We start from the raw sequence: 20,013 nt of genomic DNA, 5'->3' as shown, positions 1-20,013 counted from the left end.
CAGCCAGGGCCGCACCCTCCCCCGCCCCCGCCAGGAGGCCCGAGCGCCGATACCTGCCGAGGACGGACAGCAGCACCTGGGCCAGGGACAGGACCAGGGCGAGGATCAGGGCGAAAGCGCCGAACTCGGTGATCATGGCGCGTACCGTCCCGGCGCACCGTCGCCGCGCCATTCACCCTGGGCCTTCAGGGACTCGCTGACCTGCTTGGGCATGTAATTTTCATCGTGCTTGGCCAACACCTGGCGCGCCTCGAAGGCGCCATCCCGGCGGAAGGTTCCGGTGGCCACGATCCCCTGTCCCTCCCGGAAGAGGTCCGGCAGGTCACCCTGGTAATGGACACGGTCAGCGGCCTGATTATCCCTGACGGTGAACTCGACCCGCCCGTCGGCGTACTTGACCACACTGCCGGCGACGACCAGGCCGCCCAGCTGCACGGACCGTCCCGGCGGTGGCTTGGCGGCGTCGGCCTGGGCGGGCGTGTAGAAATAGGAGATGGACCCGCGGAGCCCCCAGAGGGTGAGGCCCACCGCCAGGACCAGGACGGGCGCCACCGCCGCGAGGATGGTCAGCCGCCGTCTCGCCCGGGGGGATTTGGGAAGGAGACCGTTCATTTCATCGGCTCCGTGCGAGCCGCCGCTTCCAGGCGCCCCAGGATGTCAGGCGTGCCGGAATAGCGCCGACGGGCCCGGTCGAGGGCGGCGTCGCGCTTTGCTGCATCCCCCAGGACGGCGTAAGAGCGAACCAGGCGGATCCAGCCCTCCGGGTCGTCCGGATTGGCCTGGAGGCGCTGGGCAAGCCCGGACACCATACGCCCGATCATCTCCGAGGCCGGACCGTCGGCCACAGGCCCGGCGGGCGCCTGGGCTTCACGGATCGCCGTTTCGATGTCGGCCCGGCGGGGGTCCCCGGCCGGAAGGTCAGAAGCGATCGCCTGGAGGTCCCGGACCCCGCCCTCACGGTCGCCCGACGCCGCTCTTGCCCGGGCAAGATGGAATCGGGAGACGAGGGAGCCGGGCACGAGGCGAAGGGACGTGGTGAGGGCCTCCCGAGCGTCGGGGGTCACCTCGCCCCCCGCCCCGCTGATCAGGCTGAGGCCCAGCATTTCCCAGAGGTCGGCCCGTTCCGGCGCGAGCGCGACCGCCCGGCGCAGGGCCTTGGCTGCGGCGGCCGGATTGCCGGACTGGGCTTCGGCAAGGGCGAGGAATCGATAGCCCTCGGCCTCGGGGCGCACCTTGAGGGCCTGGCGAAGGACGGCAGCCAACTGGGGGGCGTCGAGATCGGTGAGAGGGCTGGACCGCCAGGCTTCGACCCGCCGCTGCAGGGGCTGGTCTGGCAACCCGGGTTTGCCCACGACGAGATAGCCGGCGAGGGCCAGGACACCGACGGCTGCCGCCGCCGCCAGGACGACGGGTCTCTGTGCCTCAGACGCCGTCCAGCCGGCCTGGGGGCCCTCTGCGGCCGCCAACAGGCGTCGTCCGGCCTCGACGCGGGTGGCATCCCGTTCTTCGGCCTCCATGAGACCGCGTTCGGCAAGATCGTCGATTTCGGTCAGTTGACGGCGATAGACGTCGAGAGTCGGATCCGTGAGGCCGGATTCCGCGGCGGACCGGGCTGCCCTGAGGAAGACGACTGCCGCAGCGGCGACCGAGAGCAGACCCGCTGCCGTCCAGAAAACGACCATCGGCGCCGTGTAGCCGGTTTGGCGCGCAAGGGCGAGGGGTGCCGTCGCGTCAGGCCAGCGTACGCGGCAGGTCCACCTGGGCCCGCAGGCCGCCAAGGGGAGATTCGGAGAGTTGCAGGTCGCCGCCGTAGGCCCGGGCGAGGTCCCTTACAATGCTGAGGCCCAGACCTGAACCGGGGGCCGACTCGTCCAGGCGCGCGCCCCGGGCCATGGCAGCCTCGCGCTCCGCCGGTGCCAGACCCGGCCCGTCATCGTCGATGGTCAGGAAGAGCCTGTCGGTCCCAACAGCCTTTGCGACCACCCGAACCCGGCTTCGGCCCCACTTGCAGGCGTTCTCAAGAAGGTTCCCCGCCATCTCGAGCAAGTCCTGGCGCTCGCCCAGGAAAATGAGCTCCTCCGGGGCGTCCCAGTCGATCCTGGGGCCCTTCTCCGCGTACAGCCGGCCAAGCGTGCGGGCGATTTCGTCGAGCACGGCCGCCACCCCGGTGGACTGGCCCGCCCCGGCATGGCGGGCGGCAGCCCGGGCCCGGCGGAGGTGGTGATCCACCTGCCTCACCATGACCCCGGCCTGCTGCGAGACCATGTCGGCCAGAGCGCCCGTCTCCCGAAAGGCGGCGGTGGTCAGCACCGCGAGGGGCGTCTTGAGGGCGTGGGCGAGGTTGCCCACATGGGCGCGCTGGCGCTCCAGGGTGTCGCGGTTGTGGCGCATCAGGGCGTTGAGTTGGTCCGCCAGGGGGCGCAGCTCGCGCGGATAGGTCCTGAGAAGACTTTCCGCCCGCCCCGACCGGAGGTCCGCGACCTCGTCACTAAGGGCGAAGAGCGGCCTGAGCCCCAGCCTGACCTGAACCACCACCGCCGCAACCAGGCCCGCCGCCAAGAGGACGAAGACCACAGAGGTCGCGGCGAAGAATCCCCTCACGTCCGCATCGACGGGACGCCGGTCCTCGGCCGCCAGGACGATCACCGGTGCCGGATCGCCGGGCAGGACCAGCCGCGTGGCGCGGACCCGGAGTTTCTGGCCGGAGGGCCCGGGAACCTCGTAGCTGACCGTGCCAGCGGGCTGGGCCTCCAGACGCTGCGCCAGACCGGCTGGTGACGACAGCTCGAGGTCCCAGAGGGATCGGGACCGGGCGAGCACGGTGCCGGAGCCGCCGGTCCGGGGCCTAAGCACCTGCCAGTAGCGACCTGAATAGACCCTGAGGGTCCGCAGGTCGCCGAGGTCGCGGACGGTGAGCGCTTCCCCGGCGGCGGGCTGGGCGGCGGCGGCAAGGCTGTCCGTCAGGTCTGCAAGGCCCTGGTCGAAGCGGCGAAGAGCGGCCTGTTCGAAGAGCAGGCCGAGTAGCAGGGTCGCGGCCGCCAGGACAGCTGTCAGCCCGACGGCGGCCAGAAGGACCAGCCTTCGGACCAGGGAGGGGCCGGGGGATGCGGTCACGCCGGCTCAGGCCCCGGCGGGCCGCCAAGCCTGTAGCCGAGGCCCCTCTGGGTGAGGATCCGGTCGGCCCCGATCTTCCGTCGTAGCCGGGCGATGATCACCTCCATGGTGTTGGAGTCCCGGTCGAAATCCTGGTCGTAGAGATGCTCGGTCAGTTCGGTCCGGCTGATCACCCGCCCCGCGTGCATGATGAGGTAGTGCAGGAGACGGTACTCCAGCGAGGTCAGGCGCACCGGCTCGCCCGCCAGGGTGACGGAGGCTGCGCCGGGATCCAGGACCAGGTCGCCGCTGGACAGGCTGGCCGTCGCCCGACCCGCCGCCCGCCGCAGGAGAGCCCGAAGCCGGGCCAACAGTTCGGCGGTGTTGAAGGGCTTGGTCAGGTAGTCATCACCGCCGGCGTCGAAGCCCTCGACCTTCTCGGCCCACCCGTCCCGGGCGGTGAGGATGAGGACCGGGGTTGAAACCCCTGCCGACCGCCAGCGCCGCAGAACAGAAACGCCGTCGACCACCGGCAGGCCCAGGTCCAGGACCACGATGTCATAGGGTTCGGTTTCGCCCAGGAACCCCGCCTCTCCGCCATCGGAGGCCAGGTCGACGGCGTATCCCGCCTCCGCGAGGGCGAGCTTGAGGCTGCGGGCCAGGTCTGGGTCGTCTTCGGCAAGCAGGAGGCGCACGGGATCAGCCTCCCCTCTGCTCGAGGATTCGACCCGTCCGGGCGTCCGCCACGAAGACCAGCACCCGGTTATCGGAGGTGCGCCAGGTGATCAGGTAGACAGGTCGGCCGTCGACGGTCTCGCCGAAGCGGGTGTCCAGCTGCTCGCCCGGGGTCCGTGCGGCAATGGCGGCGAGGACCTGGGACAGGGGGGCCAGGCTTCCCTCACGCACGGCATCCCGGGCCCGGTCCTGGTCGGGCCGCCGCTGGGGCGTCTGGGCCGTCGAAGGTCCGGATGCCGCCACCAGCATCACCGTCGCCAGCAAGGCCGCCGCCCGGGCGGAAACGATCGGAAGGGTCCGGCTCATGGCGTAATCCTGTGACGGATCGCATGAACCCCGGCTGAACCGCCGCCTTCAGCGGCGCCGGGGCGCATAGGGCCGGTCCTCTCGCCAGCGCGTGGCGAAGGCCTCAAGCTGGGAATCCGGGGCGTCAGGAAGCATGAGCTGAATGCGGGCGATGAGGTCGCCCCTCCCACCGCGACCGTCCGCAAGCCCCTTGCCCTTGAGCCGAAGGGACTGTCCCGAATTCGCGCCCTTGGGCACTGAAATGCTGACGGGCCCGTCTGGCGTGGGAGCCTGGACCCGTCCGCCGAGCACGGCGTCCGGGATGGAGACTGGCAGGTCCATCACGAGCTGCTCGCCTTCCTTTCGGAAGACAGGATGAGGCCGGATCACAAGTTCGATCAGGGCGTCGCCCTTGCCGCCCCGCCCCGCCTCGCCGTGCCCTCTCAGACGAAGGGTCTGCCCATCGCCAGCGCCGGCGGGAATGGTGACGTCGAGGGTCCGGCCGTCCTGGAAAGAGATGCGCTTTTTGCCGCCAAGTATGGCCTCCTCGAGGTCGACCTCCAGGCGCGCGCGGACATCCGATCCGCGAGCCGAGAACCCGGGGCCAGGGCCCGCCTCGCCGCGGGTGCCTGCACGGCCGCCCCGCCGTCCAAACATCTCGCCCAGGATATCGTTGAAATCAGCGGACTCGAATCCGCCGCCGCCGAAGCCCGGTCCCTGGCCGCCGCCCTGGCCGCCGGGGAAGCCCCGGAAGACCTCCCGGCCATCGGCGTCGATCTCGCCGGCGTCGAACTTGCGGCGCTTGTCCACGTCCCCGAGAAGGTCAAACGCCGCGCTGACCTGCTTGAACCGCTCTTCAGAGGCCTTGTCGCCAGGATTGGCATCCGGGTGATGCTTCTTGGCCAGCTTCCGGAAGGCCTTGCGGATATCATCGGCCCCGGCGCTGCGCAGAACGCCGAGCACCTCGTAGGGATCTCGCGCCACGGGGGTCACCTCAGCTGGGAAAACAAACCGGCTTCTGAGTTAGGGTCCGACGTCAGGTCCGCAAGGGCAAGTGTTGCATAATCGCAACGCTTAGGAAGTTCTACCGCCTCAGGTGTCCCGGCCGCGTTCGGCCAGGAGGTCGGGCGCAGCGTGGTCGACCATGTCGTCCTCGTGCTCGAGTTCGGACTCCGAGATCGTCTGTCCCCGCACCGACACGCCTGCCCGGTGCACGCTTTCCGGATCGCCGCTGATTAAAGGATGCCAGTCGGCGAGCCCCCGCCCCTCATGGAGACGACGATAGGCGCAGGACTTCGGCATCCAACCGAGCCTGGGGATGATGGCCGGGGTCAGGGAAATACAGTCTGGCACCTCGCGCTTACGGCCGGGATAGTTCGAGCAGCTGCAGGTGGCGGCATCGAGCAGGCGGCAATGCACCCGGGTCGGGATCACCTCGCCGCTGTCCACGTCCTCGAAGCGGATCAGGCAGCACAGGCCACAGCCGTCGCAGAGGCTTTCCCACTGTTCGCGGTTCATGCGCTCGAGGGAGGTGGTCTCCCAGAAGGGACGCGTCATGGGATCTGTCTAGCCGGGAGGCGAGGGCGACGCCACCCCGCAGCCCAGCGGGGCTTGGACGATAGGGCAACGGGGGTTAAGGGGGCGCGATGAAGCCACCGGTCCTCGCTCTCAGGCAGGTCCGTCTCGCAGACGGGCCGCGCATGCTGTTCGACGGGGTCGACCTTGCCCTCGACCCCCGCTGCCGCGCCTGCATGGTCGGCCGAAACGGGGCGGGCAAGACCACCCTGCTCAGAATCTTGGCCGGCGAGGTGGAGGTCGACGATGGCGAGAAGACCCAGGTTCCCGGCCTGCGCATCGCCTGGGTCCCCCAGGAGCCGGTGATCACCGGCCCAACCGTCCTCGATCACCTGATCGCCGCCGGCGCTGCGACGTACGAAGCCGAGGCCGCCCTGCAGACCTTCGGCCTGTCTCCCTCCAAGCCTTCCGAAGGCCTGTCTGGCGGCGAGGTCCGGCGGGCGGCCCTGGCCGCGGCCTTCGCCCGGGACGCCGACGTCCTGCTGCTGGACGAGCCGACCAACCACCTCGACATTCCCGCCATCGCCACCCTCGAAGGTGAGATTGCTTCCAGCCGGGCGGCGATCCTGCTGGTCAGCCACGACAGGGCCTTCCTGGAGCGCGTCTCTGACCGGTGCTTCTGGCTGGAGGGCCGCCGGGTCCGGAAGCTGGACCGGGGCTTCACCCACTTCGAGGCCTGGGCCGAGGGCATTGCGGCGACCGAGGCAGAGGACGCCCGACGCCTGCAGAAGCGCCTGGAGCAGGAAGAACACTGGATGCAGCGGGGCGTCACCGCCCGGCGCGCCCGGAATGAGGGCCGCCGGCGGGCGCTGCTGGACCTGCGGGCCGAGCGGGCCGAACTCTTGCACCAGTCCCGGGGTTCGATGGGCCTGGAGGCGGCGACCTCGGAGGGCTCTGGCAAGCGGGTGATCGAGGTGCGCCAGATTTCCAAGTCCTGGGCGGGTCGGACCGTGATCCGCGACTTCTCCACCCGGATCCAGAAGGGCGACCGGGTCGCCGTGGTCGGGCCCAATGGGGCGGGAAAGACCACCCTGGTGCGGATGCTGGTCGGCCAGCTGGAGCCAGACTCCGGCAGCGTGAAGCTGGGGACGGGGCTAGAGATCGGCTATCTCGACCAGACCCGGGCGGACCTGAAGCCCGAGATGACCCTGCGAGAGGTCCTGGCGCCCCTCGGGGGCGACCAGATCCTGGTGGGGGACAAGCCCTGGCACGTTGCTGCCTATGCCAAGTCCTTCCTCTTCACGGATGCCCAGCTACGCCAGCCGGTGCGTAGCCTTTCCGGGGGCGAGCGCAACCGACTGCTGCTGGCCCGGGTCCTGGCCGCGCCTACCAACCTGCTGGTCCTGGACGAGCCGACCAATGACCTGGACATGGACACCCTGGACCTTCTGGAGGAGGCCCTGGGCGACTATGCTGGCACCCTGCTGCTGGTCAGCCACGACCGCGACTTCATCGACCGCCTGGCGAGCTCCACCATCGCCCTGAACGGGCGCGGTGACATCGTCGAAACCCCGGGAGGCTGGCGGGACTTTGAGGCGCAGAACCCCGGTTTCCTGGCGCCTGTGGCCTCGCGCGCGCCGGTGCCAGCGCGCAGGACGGCGGAGCGACCTGTGGCGACCCCTCCCGCCCGGCCGGCCAAGCTTTCCTACCGGGACCAGAGGCGGCTGGAGGCCGCCGAGGCGCTGATCGCCGGCCTGCCCGCTCAGATCGCGGCCCTGGAGTTGCGTCTCTCGGATTCCGGCCTCTACGGCCGTGACCCCGGCAGCTTCACCCGCCTCACTGCAGAGTTGGCCGGCGCCCGGGATCGCCTGGACGCTGCAGAGACCGAGTGGCTGGAGATCGAAGAACTCAAGGCCAGTCTGGCTGGAGGCGATCCAGGGTCCTGAGCCAGAGCCGTGGATATCTCCTCGTTCCTGATTTTCCTCACGGATCTCGCAGACTTCACCGGTGATCCACACCTTGTCCACCGGCCCTGCACGGAAGCGCCCACGGTGCGGGGCCTTGGTGGTCTTGCTCCCCTGGCTGCCGGATGGGAGCGTGGGTTTGTCGAAAGGCGACGCGCGGTGACGGAAGGGGTAACCCGGATGGGGCCGGGCGGAAGGGCCGGATCGGAGTGGTGATCGGGGGCAACCTCGGTAGCCGTTCAGGGTCGCGGTCCCGGGCGCGGCGGGAAGGACGGGGCGACCCGTCGGACTACAGCCGACCTGCCTCGGGACTCAGGTCTCCCAACGGATCTGAAAGTGGGCGGCGGACCGGGTGACCGGTGCGTCGCCCTCTTGCTATTTGGGCCTGTAACCCAGGGGTCGCGTTCGCGGTTGCCTTCCCCTGAAAGGCGCCTAGTTTGCCCCGGAGGACCCAGACCCCCGGAGGCCGCGCCGTGAAGCTGTTCAGGACATTCACCCTCCTCGCCGTCGCCGCGCTCGCCTGGGCCTGCTCGCCCCGGCAGGACGCAGGCAAGCCCGGTGCGGACGCCAGCGTGATCCGGTTTGCCACCGACTGGCGCGCCCAGGCTGAACAGGGCGGCTTCTACCAGGCGCTGGCGACCGGCGAATACGAGAAGCGGGGCCTGAAGGTCCAGATCATCCAGGGCGGGCCCGGCGTGAATGTCCCGCAACTGCTCGCCGCCGGCGCCGTCGAGGCGGGCATGGGCTCCAACAGCTTCATCGCCCTCAACCTGGCCGCTGAGGGCGTACCGGTCCGCGCCGTCGCGGCCATGATGCAGAAGGACCCCCAGGTCCTGATTGCCCACCCCGACCAGGGGATCGAGCGGATCGAGGATCTCAAGGGCCATCCCATCCTGCTGTCCGATGCCTCCGTCACGGCTTTCTGGGTCTGGCTGAAGTCGAAATACGGGTTCGAGGACTCCCAGATCCGGAAGTACACCTTCAACGCCGCCCCCTTCCTCGCCGACAAGTCGGTGGCCCAGCAAGGCTACCTGACCAGCGAGCCCTTCACGATCGAGAAGACCGTCGGACTGAAGCCCCGGGTCTTCCTGCTGGCGGATAACGGCTATCCGTCCTACGCGGCCATGATCTTCGTTCCCCAGTCGCTGATCGACAAGGACCCGGCCCGGGTCCGCGCCTTCGTCGAGGCGAGCGCCGCCGGCTGGAAGTCCTACCTGACCGGCGACCCAAAGCCTGGCGACGCCCTGATCCTCAAGGACAATCCGGAGATGAGCCAGGACCTGCTCGACCAGGCCCGGGAGAAGATGCGCCAGTACAACCTGGTCGAGGGTGGAGACGCCACCACCGGTGGGATCGGCGTCATGACCGACGGACGCTGGAAGACCTTCGCCGAGATGGCGATCGCCCAGGGCGTCTATCCCAAGGGCCTCGACTACACGAAGGCCTATACCCTCGACTTCGTACGGCCAGCGGGAAAGTAGATCGTGAGTCCCACCGCCGCCCTTCAGGAGGTCGAGGTCGACTACCAGGGTCGGGGCCGCGCCCTCGGTCCCCTGTCCCTGACCATAGAGGCGGGCGAGATCGTCGCCCTTGTCGGCCCCTCAGGCTGCGGCAAGTCCACGGCGCTCCGGCTTCTCGCCGGCCTCGAACCGGCCACCCGAGGACAAGTCCATCGGGCCGTAGGGCGCGGAGAGACCTCTGTGGTCTTCCAGGCCCCGACCCTGGCGCCCTGGATGAGCGCCGCCGCCAACGTGGCCCTGCCCCTTGAGCTTGCAGGAACCCCGCGCCCCGAAGCGCGGGCCCGGGCGGCCGAGGCCCTGGCGCGGGTGGGCCTGGCCGGGGTCGGGGAGTCCCGACCCGCGCAGCTTTCCGGGGGCATGGCCATGCGCGCCTCCCTGGCGCGGGCCCTGGTGACCCGTCCGCGCCTGTTGATGCTGGACGAGCCCTTCGCCGCCCTCGACGAGATCACCCGGCGCACCCTGGCCGACGACGTCCTTCACCTGTGGTCCGAGACCCGGCCGGCGATCGTCTTCGTCACCCATAATGTCGAGGAAGCCGCCTATATGGCCAGCCGGATCGTGGTCCTGACCCGCGGCCCGGGGCGCATCGCCGGCGAGGTCCGGGTCGACGCACCCCTGCCCAGGCCCCCTGGCTTCAGGGCCTGGCCGGTCTTCGCCGAGGCGGCGGAGGCGGTGTCCGGCCTCCTCGCCGCAGGCTCTGAGGCCGTCGCATGAACCGGGTCGTCGACGCTCTCGCCCCGGCAGTCCTGATCCTGTTGCTCCTGGCTGGATGGGAGGCGGCGTGTCGCCTGACAGGCGTTCCCGCCTACTTCCTGCCGCCGCCCTCGAAGGTGATGCTGGCCGCCGCATCCGGGCTGACAGTCCTGGTGCCCGCCGCCTGGAATACCCTCTCCGTCGCCCTGGTCGCCCTCGTCCTTGCCGCCGGGGCCGCCCTGGCCCTCGCCCTGCTGGTCGGCCTGAGCCCGCTTCTCGAGCGCGCCGTGCGCCCACTGGCCTCCGCCCTCCAGGTCACGCCGGTGGTGGCGGTGGCACCCCTGATCCTCATCTGGGTTGGGATCGACCATCCTGAGCGCGCAGTGATCGCCCTGGCGGTCCTTGTGGCCTTCTTCCCGATCTTCTCCGGAACGGTGACCGGACTCAGATCAGCGGACCCCGACCTCGAGCGGCTGTTCGATCTCTACGGCGCCAGTCGCCTGCAGAGGGTCCTCAGGCTGCGGCTCCCTGCGGCGGTTCCCTTCCTGATGGAGGGCCTGAAGGTCGGCGCCGGCCTGGCCATCATTGGGGCGGTGGTGGCTGAGTTCGCCGCGGGCTCCGGGGGCGTCCGGGGCCTCGCCTGGCAGATCCTGGACGCCGGCAACAAGCTACAGACTGACCGGATGATCGCCGCCCTGGTGGTGCTGGCGGTGATGGGTGTCGCGGTCCATGCGGGGCTCGAGCGGCTGGAAGGTGCTGGCCTGCGGTGGTGGCGTGGCCGTTAGGCCGAGGTTAACGGCCACCCCATAGTCTGATACTTGAGGGAGACAATCTCCTGAGACAGGCCGAAAATGCAGCCTCTGAGAGTCACCTGGGCATGAAGCAAAGCGCCGCCGAGCTCATGGACCTCGCCAAGGAGAAATCCGGCGAACACAGGCGCGAGCTGATGCATCGCGTTGCGGACATGTATTTCCAGTTCGGACCCCGGATCGATGATCCGGAGCTTGCACTCTTCGACGATGTCCTGAGCCAGTTGGCCCAGGAAATGGAGAGCCGGGTCCGTGCGGAACTCGCCAACCGGATGGCTCTGGCCCGTACTCCGCCTGTCCGCCTGATCCGCACCCTTGCCCGGGACGAGATCATCGATGTCGCCAGTCCCATCCTCCAGCTCTCCCGGGCGGTATCGGAAGAGGATCTGATCGACCTGGCGCAAACCCGAGGCGACGCCCACCTCAAGGCGATCTCGAGACGTTCGAACCTCCCCACAAGCGTTACAGATGTTATTGTCGACAGGGGGGGCGAGGGCACGCTGGAGGTGCTGCTGGCCAACGCCTCGGCCAACCTGTCCCGCGAGGCCCACGAGCGCCTCGTTGACCGCGCCGTCGAACATCCCGCCCTGCAGGCGGCCGTGGTCCGCTACGCCAAGCTGCCCGTCGACCTGCTCAACGAGATGTACTTCGTCGTCGAGGCGCGGATGCGCAACGTCATCCTACAGCGTAACGCCCAGATCAAACCGGAGGAGCTGGACGAGGCCCTCAAGCAGAGCCGGGACCGCCTGGCCAACCGCAAGACCGTTTATCCCCCCGATTTCGCCAAGGCTGAAAAGACGGTCAAGGCGCTGGAGGTCAGGGGCACGATAAGCCCCAATGTCCTGGTTGGCTTCCTCAGGAGCGGTGACACGACCGCCTACCTGGTCGCAATCTCGAAGCTGGCGGGCACCGACTTCCAGACGGCGCGTACCATCCACGAGCGGCGGGAACTCGACGCCCTGTCCATCGTCTGCAAGGCGGCAGGGTTTGACCGCGCCATCTTCATTACCATAGCCGTGCTCGTACTTGGCCGGGAGAACAACCCCATGGGTCGCGCCCGCGAGTATGGCGAGATCTATGAGGCCCTGCCCCGTGATGTCGCAAAACGAACAGTCCGCTTCTGGGGCGACAGGAAGGGCTGAGCCCGGCCTTCAGGCCTGGCGGCGCACCAGCCGGGCGTAGTCGTCCATCAGGCTCAGCGAGATGTTGCCGGGGGTAAACCGGTAATCACCGATCTCTGACACCGGGGTCACTTCGGCGGCGGTCCCCACCACGAAGCACTCCGAGAATGAGGCCAGTTCCTCGGGCAGGATGTGGCGCTCGATCACGTCCAAGCCCTTTGAACGGGCTAGGGCGACCACCGTCTGCCGGGTCAGGCCGTCCAGGAAACAGTCGGGCGTCGGCGTAACCAGGGCGCCATCCTGCACGAAGAAGACATTCGAACCGGTGCTCTCGGCCACGTAGCCGCGGTAGTCGAGCATCATGGCGTCGGTGTAGCCGGCCTTCTCGGCGGCGTGCTTGGACAGGGTGCAGATCATGTAGAGGCCCGTAGCCTTGGCGTGCACCGGCTCTGAATCGGGCGAAGGACGGCGGTACTTCGCCCAGCACATCCGGATGCCCTGGGCCTTCTGCTCTGGCGAGAAATAGGACGGCCAATCCCAGACAGCCACGGCGACGTGAATCCGGGTGTTCTGGGCCGAGACCCCGATCATCTCCGAGCCCCGCCAGGCGATCGGCCGGACGTAGGCGTCCTCAAGCCCGTTACGGGTGCACGTCTCCTTGCAGGCCTGATCGATCTCGTCCACCGTGAACGGGATTTCGAAATCCAGGATCTCGGCCGACTTGAACAGACGTTCCGTGTGCTCGCGCAGCTTGAAGATTTCCCCGCCATACATGCGCTCGCCCTCGAACACGGCCGAAGCGTAATGGAGGCCGTGGGTCAGTACGTGCACCTTCGCCTCGCGCCAGGGCGTAAACTGGCCGTCCAGCCAGATCCATCCATCGCGGTCGTCGAAGGGAACAAGTGACATTGGGAACGTATCTCCTCTCGCAGGCCGTTCCTTACAGCCCTGCGTGGGCGCGCCGTCAATGGCATAACCGGCGCAGACGCGGGGTGCGGCCATGGTGAAGGACGCTACCACCGGGCGGGTCCGACATCTCCTGGTCGTGGACGACGATGACCGGATCCGCGAACTCCTGAAGGCCTTCCTGACCCGCGCAGGGTTCCGGGTGTCGGCGGCGCCGGGGGGAGAGGCGGCCCGGCGCTTGCTAGAGTCCCTGGACTTCGACCTCGCCATCCTCGACGTCATGATGCCCGGCGAGAATGGCCTGTCCCTGGCCGCCTGGATGCGGAGCCGCCCGGGGTCGGCAGGTCGTCTGCCGGTCCTGATGCTGACCGCCCGCGGGGATCCCAGCGACCGCATCGAAGGCCTGAGGATCGGCGCGGACGACTACCTGGCCAAGCCCTTCGAGCCCGAGGAACTGGTACTGCGGATTGAGGCCATCCTCCGGCGCATCGCCGAGGCGCCGTCCGGCGCGGGCGGCGGCCTCAGCCTGGGGCCCTGCAGCTTCGACCCAACACGGGGCGAACTGACCCGCGAGGGCCACCCCGTGCGCCTGACAGAGGCCGAGGTCAGCCTGCTGCGCCGCCTCGCCCAGACCCCACATGAACCCGTCGATCGCCAGGACCTGATTCACGCCGATGTCGACCCGGGCGGCCGGGCCGTCGACATCCAGGTCACACGCCTACGACGGAAGATCGAGCTCGACCCCCAGTCGCCCCGCTACCTGCTGACTGTGCGCGGGATCGGCTATCTGCTGGCGCCGGACTGAAATGGCGCGATCCTTCCCCGCGCCGGAGGCCTGGAGGCGGCTGATCAAGCGCAGCCTGCCCGCCACGCTCTATGGGCGAACCTTCCTGATCATTGTCCTGCCGGTCGCTCTCATGCAGCTTGCGGTGGCCTGGGTATTCTTCGACGCCCACTGGCGGACCGTGACCATGCGGCTTTCTGAGGGCTTGGCGGGCGATGTCGCCTGGGCACTGGAAAGCTACGAGGATGATCCCTCCCCCGCCGGCCTTGCACGTACGGCGGGACGGGCGGAACGGTCCATGAGCCTCTCCATCGCCTACCTGCCTGACAGGCCGCTGCCGGAGACCCGCAGGCGGAACGCCCTGGCCGCCGTGGACTCTTCCCTGCGGCAGGCGCTGGCCGCGCGGATCGACGCCCCCTTCTGGTTCGATACCACCCGCTACCCGGCCTATGTGGACATTCGGGTCCAGACCCATGGCGGCGTGCTTCGCGTCCTGGCGCCCCGGGAGCGGGCAGTGGCGACCCAGGGCGGCATCTTCCTGGGGTGGATGGCGGCGGCGACCCTGATCCTGACCGGGGTCTCGCTGATCTTCATCCGCAACCAGGTCCGGGCGATCGAGCGGCTTGCCCAGGCGGCTGAAGACTTCGGTAGGGGTCGCGACGCCCCGGCCTTCAAGCCCTACGGGGCGCGGGAGGTGCGTCAGGCCGCCAAGGCCTTCCTCGCCATGAAGGCGCGTATCCAGAGGCAGATCGAACAGAGGACGGCGCTGCTGGCCTCGGTCAGCCACGACCTGAGGACGCCGCTGACGCGTCTGCGCCTCGAGCTCGCCATGACAGACCCCGGGCCCGCCACTGAAGCCATGAAGCGCGACCTCGCTGAGATGGAGCACATGATCGATGAATACCTGGCCTTTGCCCGCGGGGAGGGCGGTGAGCAGGCTGTCGATATGGACCTGGGGGCCCTGGTCCGGGAGGCGGCTGAGGGTGCCCGGCGGAGCGGATCGCAGATCGAGGTGACTCTGCCTGCGGACGGCGTTCCCTACCGGGGTCGTCGCGGCGCCCTCAAGCGGGCCCTCGCCAACCTCATCTCCAACGCATCAGCCCATGGCGAGCGGGTGCAGGTCGGCGTAAGCCTCACAGACGGGGGCGTCACGGTGACCGTCGACGATGACGGACCCGGCATCCCCCCCGAGCGGCGCGAAGAGGCCTTCCTGGCCTTCAACCGGCTGGACGACTCCCGCAACCAGAATGCCAAGGGTGTGGGGCTGGGCCTCGCCATCGCCAGGGACGCCGCCCGGGGGCATGGCGGCGACGTGCGCCTGGAGGACTCGCCGCTGGGCGGACTGCGTGCTGTCCTGCGGTTGCCGGCGGGCAGCTAGTCGCCCCGCCGTCCAGACCTTTCGTTCACCTGTCAACACCCCGCACCGGAGCGCTACATGATCCCGTGGGATTGACAGGATCCCCAAGCTGCAATTAGTTTTACGTTGTAAATTTCCCAGTACCCAGCCCCCGAGGAGCCGACCGTCATGTCCAGTCCCGTCGAAGGCGTGATCCGCGCCCCGGTTACGAAAGGCCTCTGCGCCGCCGCTGCCTCTGCGCTGCTCCTGGCAGCCTCGGCTGCGGCCGCTGCACAATCCCCAGTAGGGACCTGGTACACCCAGGATCGCAGCGCCAAGGTCCGGATCGCGCCCTGCGGCCAGAAGCTCTGCGGCCAGATCATCTGGGCCCGTGACCGCGCCAGCGGGTCCGCTGCGGCGGCGCGGGACGAGGTCAACCCCGATCCCGCCCTGCGATCGCGGCCAATCATCGGCCTCCAGATCATCCGCGACTTCACCCCGGCGGGTCCCGGCAAGTGGGGTGGAGGCAAGATCTATGATCCCAATTCGGGGCGCACCTATGCCTCGAAGATGAGCCTATCGGCGCAAGGCGTCCTGAAGGTCGAGGGCTGTGTTTCCGTCATCTGTCAGGCCCAGACCTGGACCCAGGCCGACTAGATCCTGTTTCGATGGGATAACCGGTTCCCACTTATCGGAATCGGATCTAGCCGCCGAGTTCCGCCGACCGGCTGGCGGCGGCGGCGACGGCGTCCTTCAGGAGCGGCCCCAGACCGGCCTCCCGGCCAAGCACGCTGAGCGCCGCCTCGGTGGTTCCCCCTGGCGAAGTGACCTGCCGGCGCAGTTCTGCAGGCGTCTGGCCGGTCGCGTCGAGAAGGGCGGCCGCGCCGATCATGGTGGCACGGGCCAGGTCCCGGGAGGCGTCTGCGGGCAGGCCAGCTGCAGCGCCCGCCGCCTCGAGGGCTTCGACGAAGGCGTAGAAATAGGCCGGCGCAGACCCGGAAACGCCCGTGGCGGCGTGCAGCAGTCCCTCCTCGGCCAGGTCCACCACCACGCCCACAGGGGCAAAGAGGCTCCGGGCCCGGCTGGCAGCCTCCGGATCGGTTGCAAACAGACTGGCCACGCCCCGGCCTACGGCGACGGCGGTCGTGGGCATGACGCGGGCCACCCGCCGGCCGCCGAAGGCCTCGGAGATGTCGGCAGCCCTCACCCCGGCCACCACAGAGACGATCACCGCGTCAGGCGGAAGATGGGGGGCGACGGCCACCACCGCCTCCCGCCAGGCCTGCGGCTTGACCGCGAGAAGGACGGTCCCCACCCGTGCAATCGCCCCAGGGCCCGGATCCCGCAGAGCCCCGGCCCGGATCGCCCCGAGGGCGGCTTCGGACGGTGAGGGATCGAGGATCATGAGGTCGCCGGTGGCTGGCCCGCCAAAACCAAGCCAGCCCTCGATGAGGGCACCACCCAGGCGTCCAGCGCCGAGCATAAGGACAGGTTTCATTCGCGCCTCCGGTTCCGCCCGACAGGACGGCTTCAGGCCACGCCGACCGTCTCGAACATGCAGGCGGCGAGGGCTTCCGCCGGAGGTTTGCCGCACCGGACCAGGAAATCAAAGGCCGGAAAGAACCGGTCCGCCGCCTCCATGGCCACGTCGATCATGCCGGCGGTCTGGCCCAGCCCGGGGTATTCGCCCGGCAGAAGGGGGGTCCCGAAACGGAAGAGGATCTCGCCATCCTCGCGCATTTCGAAAAGGCCGAGAGAGGCGCGGGCGTTCACGCCCGACAGGAGCTCGTAGACCTGGGCGCGCAAGGATGGCGGTGCACGCATGTCCAGGGACAGGCTGACCTGCAGGCAGTCTACGTCCGGCCGCCAGGTAAAGCAGAGGCCGAAATCCCGCCAACCACCGGTAAGGGTAAAGGCGACGTCTCCGCGCTCGGTCCGGTCAAACTGCAAGTTCTCAGCCTCGAGGACATGCTCGACGACGTCCAGGGGGTCTTCGCTAAATAGGCCCTCGTCCTCGGACAGGAAGGATTCCATGCGCCCGAATGCCTCCGCGCTGGGATCGAATCGTCGATCGGTCGGGAGGACGCTAATCCGGATCGGGAGATTCCCTACAGTGGGATTTACCCTGTCGACGCGCCTTCAGGGCGCAGACCTGTGGATCATTTCGCCGCAGGCTTACGCGGAGCCCGCGGCGGGGCCGCAGCGCGGAGGCTGGCGACCTCCTCGCGGAGGGCGGCGACCTCGGCCCGGAGGGCTTCGATTTCGTCGCGACGCACGAGGTCAAGCTCGGCCACCCAGCGGTCGGCCTGGACGCGGAAGGCCGCCTTGGCCTCTTCGCCCGCGCTTTGCGCCAGTCCCATGGCGGCGTTGGTCAGCCGGGCCATCTCATCAAGGAAGGGGTTCTGTGTCTGCATGGGAGCAATATGGCCCCATCAGGGATGAAAACGAAGGCCTTCTCGGATAGAGTTTTATCCGTATTCACACGGAGACCTGCCTTGGCCCTGCCCTATCCGCAGATTGACCCCGTCCTGATCCAGATCGGGCCCCTGGCCATCCGCTGGTATGCGCTGGCCTACATCGTCGGCATCCTGGCCGCATGGCGCTATGCGAGCGCCCTGATAGACCGTGCGGACCTGTGGGCGAAGCGGGGACCGCCTGTGGATAAGCCGGGTCTCGAGGACCTCGTTCTGTGGATCACCGTGGGGATCATCGCCGGCGGACGGCTGGGCCACGTCCTCTTTTACACCCCCGGCATCCTGCTCTCTGATCCCGTGGAAGTACTGAGGGTCTGGAACGGAGGCATGAGCTTCCACGGCGGCTGCCTGGGGGTCCTCCTGGCGGTCGGGCTGTTCGCCCGGCGTCGGGGGCTCGACCTCTTCTCCGTCGGAGACCTGATCTGCGCCGTGGTTCCCATCGGTCTCTTCCTCGGGCGCATCGCAAACTTCATCAATGGCGAACTCTGGGGCCGACCCACGGACCTGCCCTGGGCGATGGTGTTCCCGGCGGCGGGCCCCGAACCCCGGCACCCCAGCCAGATCTACGAAGCCCTGCTGGAGGGCGTGCTCCTGTTCCTGGTCCTGCGTTGGGCCACGCACAACCGGCGCTGGCTTGCGCGGCCGGGGGTCGTCGCGGGGATCTTCTTCGCCGGCTACGGCCTCGTCCGGATCCTCGTGGAAACACTCCGCGAACCTGACATCTACATGCCCGCCTTCCCCATGGGCGTGACCATGGGCATGCTCCTCAGCCTTCCCATGGTCGCCTTCGGCGCCTGGCTGATCCGGCGAGGACGTGTCCCGGGCGACCGGGCGCCGTGAGCCTGGCCGGACGCCTCGCAGATCGGATCCGAAGCGCCGGACCGGTCAGCGTGGCCGAGTACATGCACCTTTGCCTGCATGACCCCCGCGATGGCTATTACGCGGTCCGTCCAGCGATCCGGGCTGACGGCGACTTCATCACCGCGCCCATGGTCAGCCAGATCTTCGGCGAACTGATCGGCCTCTGGATGATCGAGGTCTGGAGGCAGATGGGTCGGCCCGATCCGGTCCGGCTTGTCGAGCTGGGCCCCGGCGACGGGACCCTGATGTCGGATCTCCTGCGGGCCGCCCGGCTGGAGCCGGACTTTGCGGCCGCCATTGACCTCTGGCTGGTGGAGCCCTCCCACCCCCTGCGGGTACAGCAGGTACAGAAGCTGGGCGCCGTGGCGCGCCATGCGGAAAGCCTGGACGAGGTTCCCGGCGGCGCGCCCCTGCTCGTGGTCGCCAACGAGGTCCTCGATTGCCTGCCGACCCGGCAGTGGGAACGCCGCGAGGGTGCCTGGCGCGAACGCCGTATCGGTCTGGCCGGAGACCAGCTGGTCTTTGGGCTCGCTCCGGCTCCGGGCCTCGAAGGCGCGCCGGAGATGGCGCCCGAGGGAGCGGTCTTCGAACATTCGCCCGCCCAGGAGGCCCTGGCTTCAGAACTTGGCGCCCGGATCGCCAGTGAGGGCGGGGCCGCACTTCTGGTCGACTACGGGCGCGAGGCGCCGGGTCTCGGCGACACCCTTCAGGCCGTGTCCGGACACCGCAAGGTCGACCCGCTCGAGCGCCCTGGCCAGGTCGACCTGACCGTCCATGCCGACTTTCCCTCGGTCCTAGCCGCAGCCCGGCGAGAGGGCGTCGAGACCCGGGGTCCGATGGCGCAGGGCGATTTCCTGAGGGCCCTGGGCCTGGAGGCACGCGCGAGGGCCCTTAGCCTGGCCCAGCCCGAATCCGGAGAGCGGATCCGGCGACAGGTTGAGCGCCTCGCCGGCGCGGGCCAGATGGGCGACCTCTTCCTGGCCGTTGCCCTTCACTCCCCCGGCCTCAGGCCGCCGGGGTTCGGTACCCAGACATGAGCGGAGCCCCTCCGACCTTCCTGACCTCGCCCCGCCTTGACGTGGCTGGAGTGCGGCATGCCTTTTTCACCCGCCAGGGCGGGGTCTCCTCGGGGATTTACGCCAGCCTCAATCTGGGCCGCGGGTCCCGGGATGATCCCGCCGCGGTCCTGGAGAACCAGGCGCGGGCGGCAGCAGCCCTCGGCCTTGAGGCCGGCTCCCTGGCCATGGCCTACCAGGTGCACTCCGCTCGGGTGCATGTCGCTGAGCAGGCCTTTGGGGATGAACGTCCCGAGGGTGACGGGGTGGCGACCGTTACGCCGGGCGTGCTGTGCGGGGCCCTTGCAGCGGACTGCGCCCCGGTCCTGATGGCGGATCCTGCGGCGCGGGTGGTCTGCGCCGTCCACGCCGGCTGGCGCGGCGCCCTCGGCGGGGTGATCGAGGCCGGGGTCGCGGTCATGACCGGGCTGGGGGCGTCTCCCGGACGCATAGTCGCAGCAGTTGGCCCCTGCATCGGCCCGCAGTCCTACGAGGTCGGCGAGGACTTCCGCCAAACCTTCCTGGACGCCGATCCCGCCAGCGCCTTACGCTTCCACGCCACCGACAGCTATTCCATCGCCTTCGACCTGCCCGCCTATGCCCTCGACAGGCTCCAGCGGGCGGGGGTGGAACAGGCTGAGTGGATCGGTGCCGACACCTATTCCGATCCCGAGCTGTTCTTCTCGAACCGCAGGGCCCTCCACCTTCGGGAACCTGATTTCGGACGCCTGCTGTCGGCCATCGCCCTGGTCTGATGGGATTCCACCGGGAGGGGCCTTGCCCCCTTCCCGCGCCCTGATAAAAGCCGGGCAAGGCAAAATGAAGTGGAGAGTCCCGATGAAGCTGCTTGCTGGCAACTCCA

General features: G+C 68.9%; 23 protein-coding genes. 11 read left to right on the top strand and 12 right to left on the bottom strand.

Going from position 1 to position 20,013, the window contains the following annotated elements:
* From WCJ52_RS04700 to WCJ52_RS04665, 8 genes are all read right to left on the bottom strand, one after another.
* A partial coding sequence (locus WCJ52_RS04700; protein WP_336902148.1) for a hypothetical protein occupies nt 1–136 on the bottom strand: 136 nt, incomplete at its 3' end.
* Nucleotides 133–612 carry a cytochrome c maturation protein CcmE gene (gene ccmE, locus WCJ52_RS04695; protein ID WP_336902145.1) on the bottom strand — a complete coding sequence of 160 codons (480 nt, stop codon included), beginning with the start codon at nt 610–612 and terminating at the stop codon, nt 133–135. The genes WCJ52_RS04700 and ccmE, both read right to left, overlap by 4 nt.
* Entirely contained in the window at nt 609–1,682 is a 1,074-nt protein-coding gene (ccmI, locus tag WCJ52_RS04690) for a c-type cytochrome biogenesis protein CcmI (RefSeq protein WP_336902144.1), read from the bottom strand. The genes ccmE and ccmI overlap by 4 nt, the downstream gene beginning before the upstream one ends.
* Before the next feature lie 49 nt (nt 1,683–1,731).
* On the bottom strand, nt 1,732–3,114 hold the full coding sequence (locus WCJ52_RS04685; RefSeq protein ID WP_336902143.1) for an ATP-binding protein: 1,383 nt from the start codon (nt 3,112–3,114) through the stop codon (nt 1,732–1,734).
* Entirely contained in the window at nt 3,111–3,788 is a 678-nt protein-coding gene (locus tag WCJ52_RS04680; RefSeq protein WP_336902142.1) for a response regulator transcription factor, read from the bottom strand. The genes WCJ52_RS04685 and WCJ52_RS04680 overlap by 4 nt, the downstream gene beginning before the upstream one ends.
* Nucleotides 3,789–3,792: 4 nt before the next feature.
* Nucleotides 3,793–4,134 (bottom strand): PepSY domain-containing protein, encoded by a 342-nt coding sequence (locus WCJ52_RS04675; RefSeq protein ID WP_336902141.1) that lies wholly within the window; start codon nt 4,132–4,134, stop codon nt 3,793–3,795.
* 48 nt (nt 4,135–4,182) lie between these two features.
* Complete coding sequence (locus WCJ52_RS04670; RefSeq protein WP_336902140.1) at nt 4,183–5,097, bottom strand: J domain-containing protein; 915 nt, start codon at nt 5,095–5,097, stop codon at nt 4,183–4,185.
* Between the two features lie 108 nt (nt 5,098–5,205).
* Nucleotides 5,206–5,670 (bottom strand): YcgN family cysteine cluster protein, encoded by a 465-nt coding sequence (locus WCJ52_RS04665; RefSeq protein WP_336902139.1) that lies wholly within the window; start codon nt 5,668–5,670, stop codon nt 5,206–5,208.
* 89 nt (nt 5,671–5,759) lie between these two features.
* Between WCJ52_RS04665 and WCJ52_RS04660 the strand changes: the two genes are divergently transcribed.
* The 5 genes from WCJ52_RS04660 (at nt 5,760) to WCJ52_RS04640 (ending at nt 11,756) form a co-directional block, all read left to right on the top strand.
* Nucleotides 5,760–7,574, top strand: a complete 1,815-nt coding sequence (locus WCJ52_RS04660; RefSeq protein ID WP_336902138.1) for an ABC-F family ATP-binding cassette domain-containing protein — start codon at nt 5,760–5,762, stop codon at nt 7,572–7,574.
* Nucleotides 7,575–8,065: 491 nt separating this feature from the next.
* A complete protein-coding gene (locus WCJ52_RS04655) occupies nt 8,066–9,073 on the top strand; it encodes an ABC transporter substrate-binding protein (RefSeq protein WP_336902137.1) in 1,008 nt (335 codons plus the stop codon).
* Nucleotides 9,074–9,826: an ABC transporter ATP-binding protein gene (locus WCJ52_RS04650; protein WP_336902147.1), complete on the top strand. Its 753-nt coding sequence runs from the start codon at nt 9,074–9,076 to the stop codon at nt 9,824–9,826.
* The gene (locus WCJ52_RS04645) at nt 9,823–10,590 is read left to right on the top strand and encodes an ABC transporter permease (RefSeq protein ID WP_336902136.1); all 768 of its coding nucleotides are present in this window, start codon (nt 9,823–9,825) and stop codon (nt 10,588–10,590) included. The genes WCJ52_RS04650 and WCJ52_RS04645 overlap by 4 nt, the downstream gene beginning before the upstream one ends.
* Nucleotides 10,591–10,682: 92 nt before the next feature.
* A complete protein-coding gene (locus WCJ52_RS04640) occupies nt 10,683–11,756 on the top strand; it encodes a DUF2336 domain-containing protein (protein ID WP_336902135.1) in 1,074 nt (357 codons plus the stop codon).
* Between the two features lie 9 nt (nt 11,757–11,765).
* On the opposite strand, the gene WCJ52_RS04635 is transcribed toward WCJ52_RS04640, so the two are convergent.
* Nucleotides 11,766–12,644, bottom strand: coding sequence for a branched-chain amino acid aminotransferase (locus tag WCJ52_RS04635; RefSeq protein ID WP_336902134.1), 879 nt, complete (start codon nt 12,642–12,644; stop codon nt 11,766–11,768).
* A gap of 91 nt (nt 12,645–12,735) precedes the next feature.
* Between WCJ52_RS04635 and WCJ52_RS04630 the strand changes: the two genes are divergently transcribed.
* The 3 genes from WCJ52_RS04630 to WCJ52_RS04620 all read left to right on the top strand — a co-directional run bounded on the left by WCJ52_RS04630 (nt 12,736) and on the right by WCJ52_RS04620 (nt 15,418).
* Nucleotides 12,736–13,446 carry a response regulator transcription factor gene (locus WCJ52_RS04630; protein ID WP_336902133.1) on the top strand — a complete coding sequence of 237 codons (711 nt, stop codon included), beginning with the start codon at nt 12,736–12,738 and terminating at the stop codon, nt 13,444–13,446.
* A gap of 1 nt (nt 13,447) precedes the next feature.
* Nucleotides 13,448–14,803, top strand: a complete 1,356-nt coding sequence (locus WCJ52_RS04625; protein ID WP_336902132.1) for an ATP-binding protein — start codon at nt 13,448–13,450, stop codon at nt 14,801–14,803.
* Between the two features lie 147 nt (nt 14,804–14,950).
* Complete coding sequence (locus tag WCJ52_RS04620) at nt 14,951–15,418, top strand: DUF2147 domain-containing protein (protein ID WP_336902131.1); 468 nt, start codon at nt 14,951–14,953, stop codon at nt 15,416–15,418.
* A 46-nt stretch (nt 15,419–15,464) separates the two neighbouring features.
* Here the strand turns inward: WCJ52_RS04620 and proC are convergent, their stop codons facing one another.
* The 3 genes from proC to WCJ52_RS04605 form a co-directional block, all read right to left on the bottom strand.
* Nucleotides 15,465–16,259: a pyrroline-5-carboxylate reductase gene (gene proC, locus WCJ52_RS04615; RefSeq protein ID WP_336902130.1), complete on the bottom strand. Its 795-nt coding sequence runs from the start codon at nt 16,257–16,259 to the stop codon at nt 15,465–15,467.
* A gap of 32 nt (nt 16,260–16,291) precedes the next feature.
* A complete protein-coding gene (locus WCJ52_RS04610) occupies nt 16,292–16,795 on the bottom strand; it encodes a YbjN domain-containing protein (RefSeq protein ID WP_336902129.1) in 504 nt (167 codons plus the stop codon).
* 125 nt (nt 16,796–16,920) lie between these two features.
* A complete protein-coding gene (locus tag WCJ52_RS04605) occupies nt 16,921–17,175 on the bottom strand; it encodes an accessory factor UbiK family protein (RefSeq protein ID WP_336902128.1) in 255 nt (84 codons plus the stop codon).
* An 87-nt stretch (nt 17,176–17,262) separates the two neighbouring features.
* On the opposite strand from WCJ52_RS04605, the gene lgt reads away from it, so the two are divergent.
* Genes lgt through pgeF form a run of 3 tightly spaced genes read left to right on the top strand, consistent with a single transcriptional unit; the run spans nt 17,263 to nt 19,906 of the window.
* Entirely contained in the window at nt 17,263–18,075 is an 813-nt protein-coding gene (gene lgt, locus WCJ52_RS04600) for a prolipoprotein diacylglyceryl transferase (RefSeq protein ID WP_336902146.1), read from the top strand.
* On the top strand, nt 18,072–19,133 hold the full coding sequence (locus tag WCJ52_RS04595) for an SAM-dependent methyltransferase (protein ID WP_336902127.1): 1,062 nt from the start codon (nt 18,072–18,074) through the stop codon (nt 19,131–19,133). Before lgt ends, WCJ52_RS04595 begins: the two co-directional genes overlap by 4 nt.
* Nucleotides 19,130–19,906: a peptidoglycan editing factor PgeF gene (pgeF, locus tag WCJ52_RS04590; RefSeq protein WP_336902126.1), complete on the top strand. Its 777-nt coding sequence runs from the start codon at nt 19,130–19,132 to the stop codon at nt 19,904–19,906. The genes WCJ52_RS04595 and pgeF overlap by 4 nt, the downstream gene beginning before the upstream one ends.
* Nucleotides 19,907–20,013 lie beyond the last annotated feature (107 nt).

The organism is Phenylobacterium sp., assembly GCF_037138395.1.
Lineage (GTDB): Bacteria > Pseudomonadota > Alphaproteobacteria > Caulobacterales > Caulobacteraceae > Phenylobacterium.
This window is presented reverse-complemented; position numbering and strand designations above follow the sequence as displayed.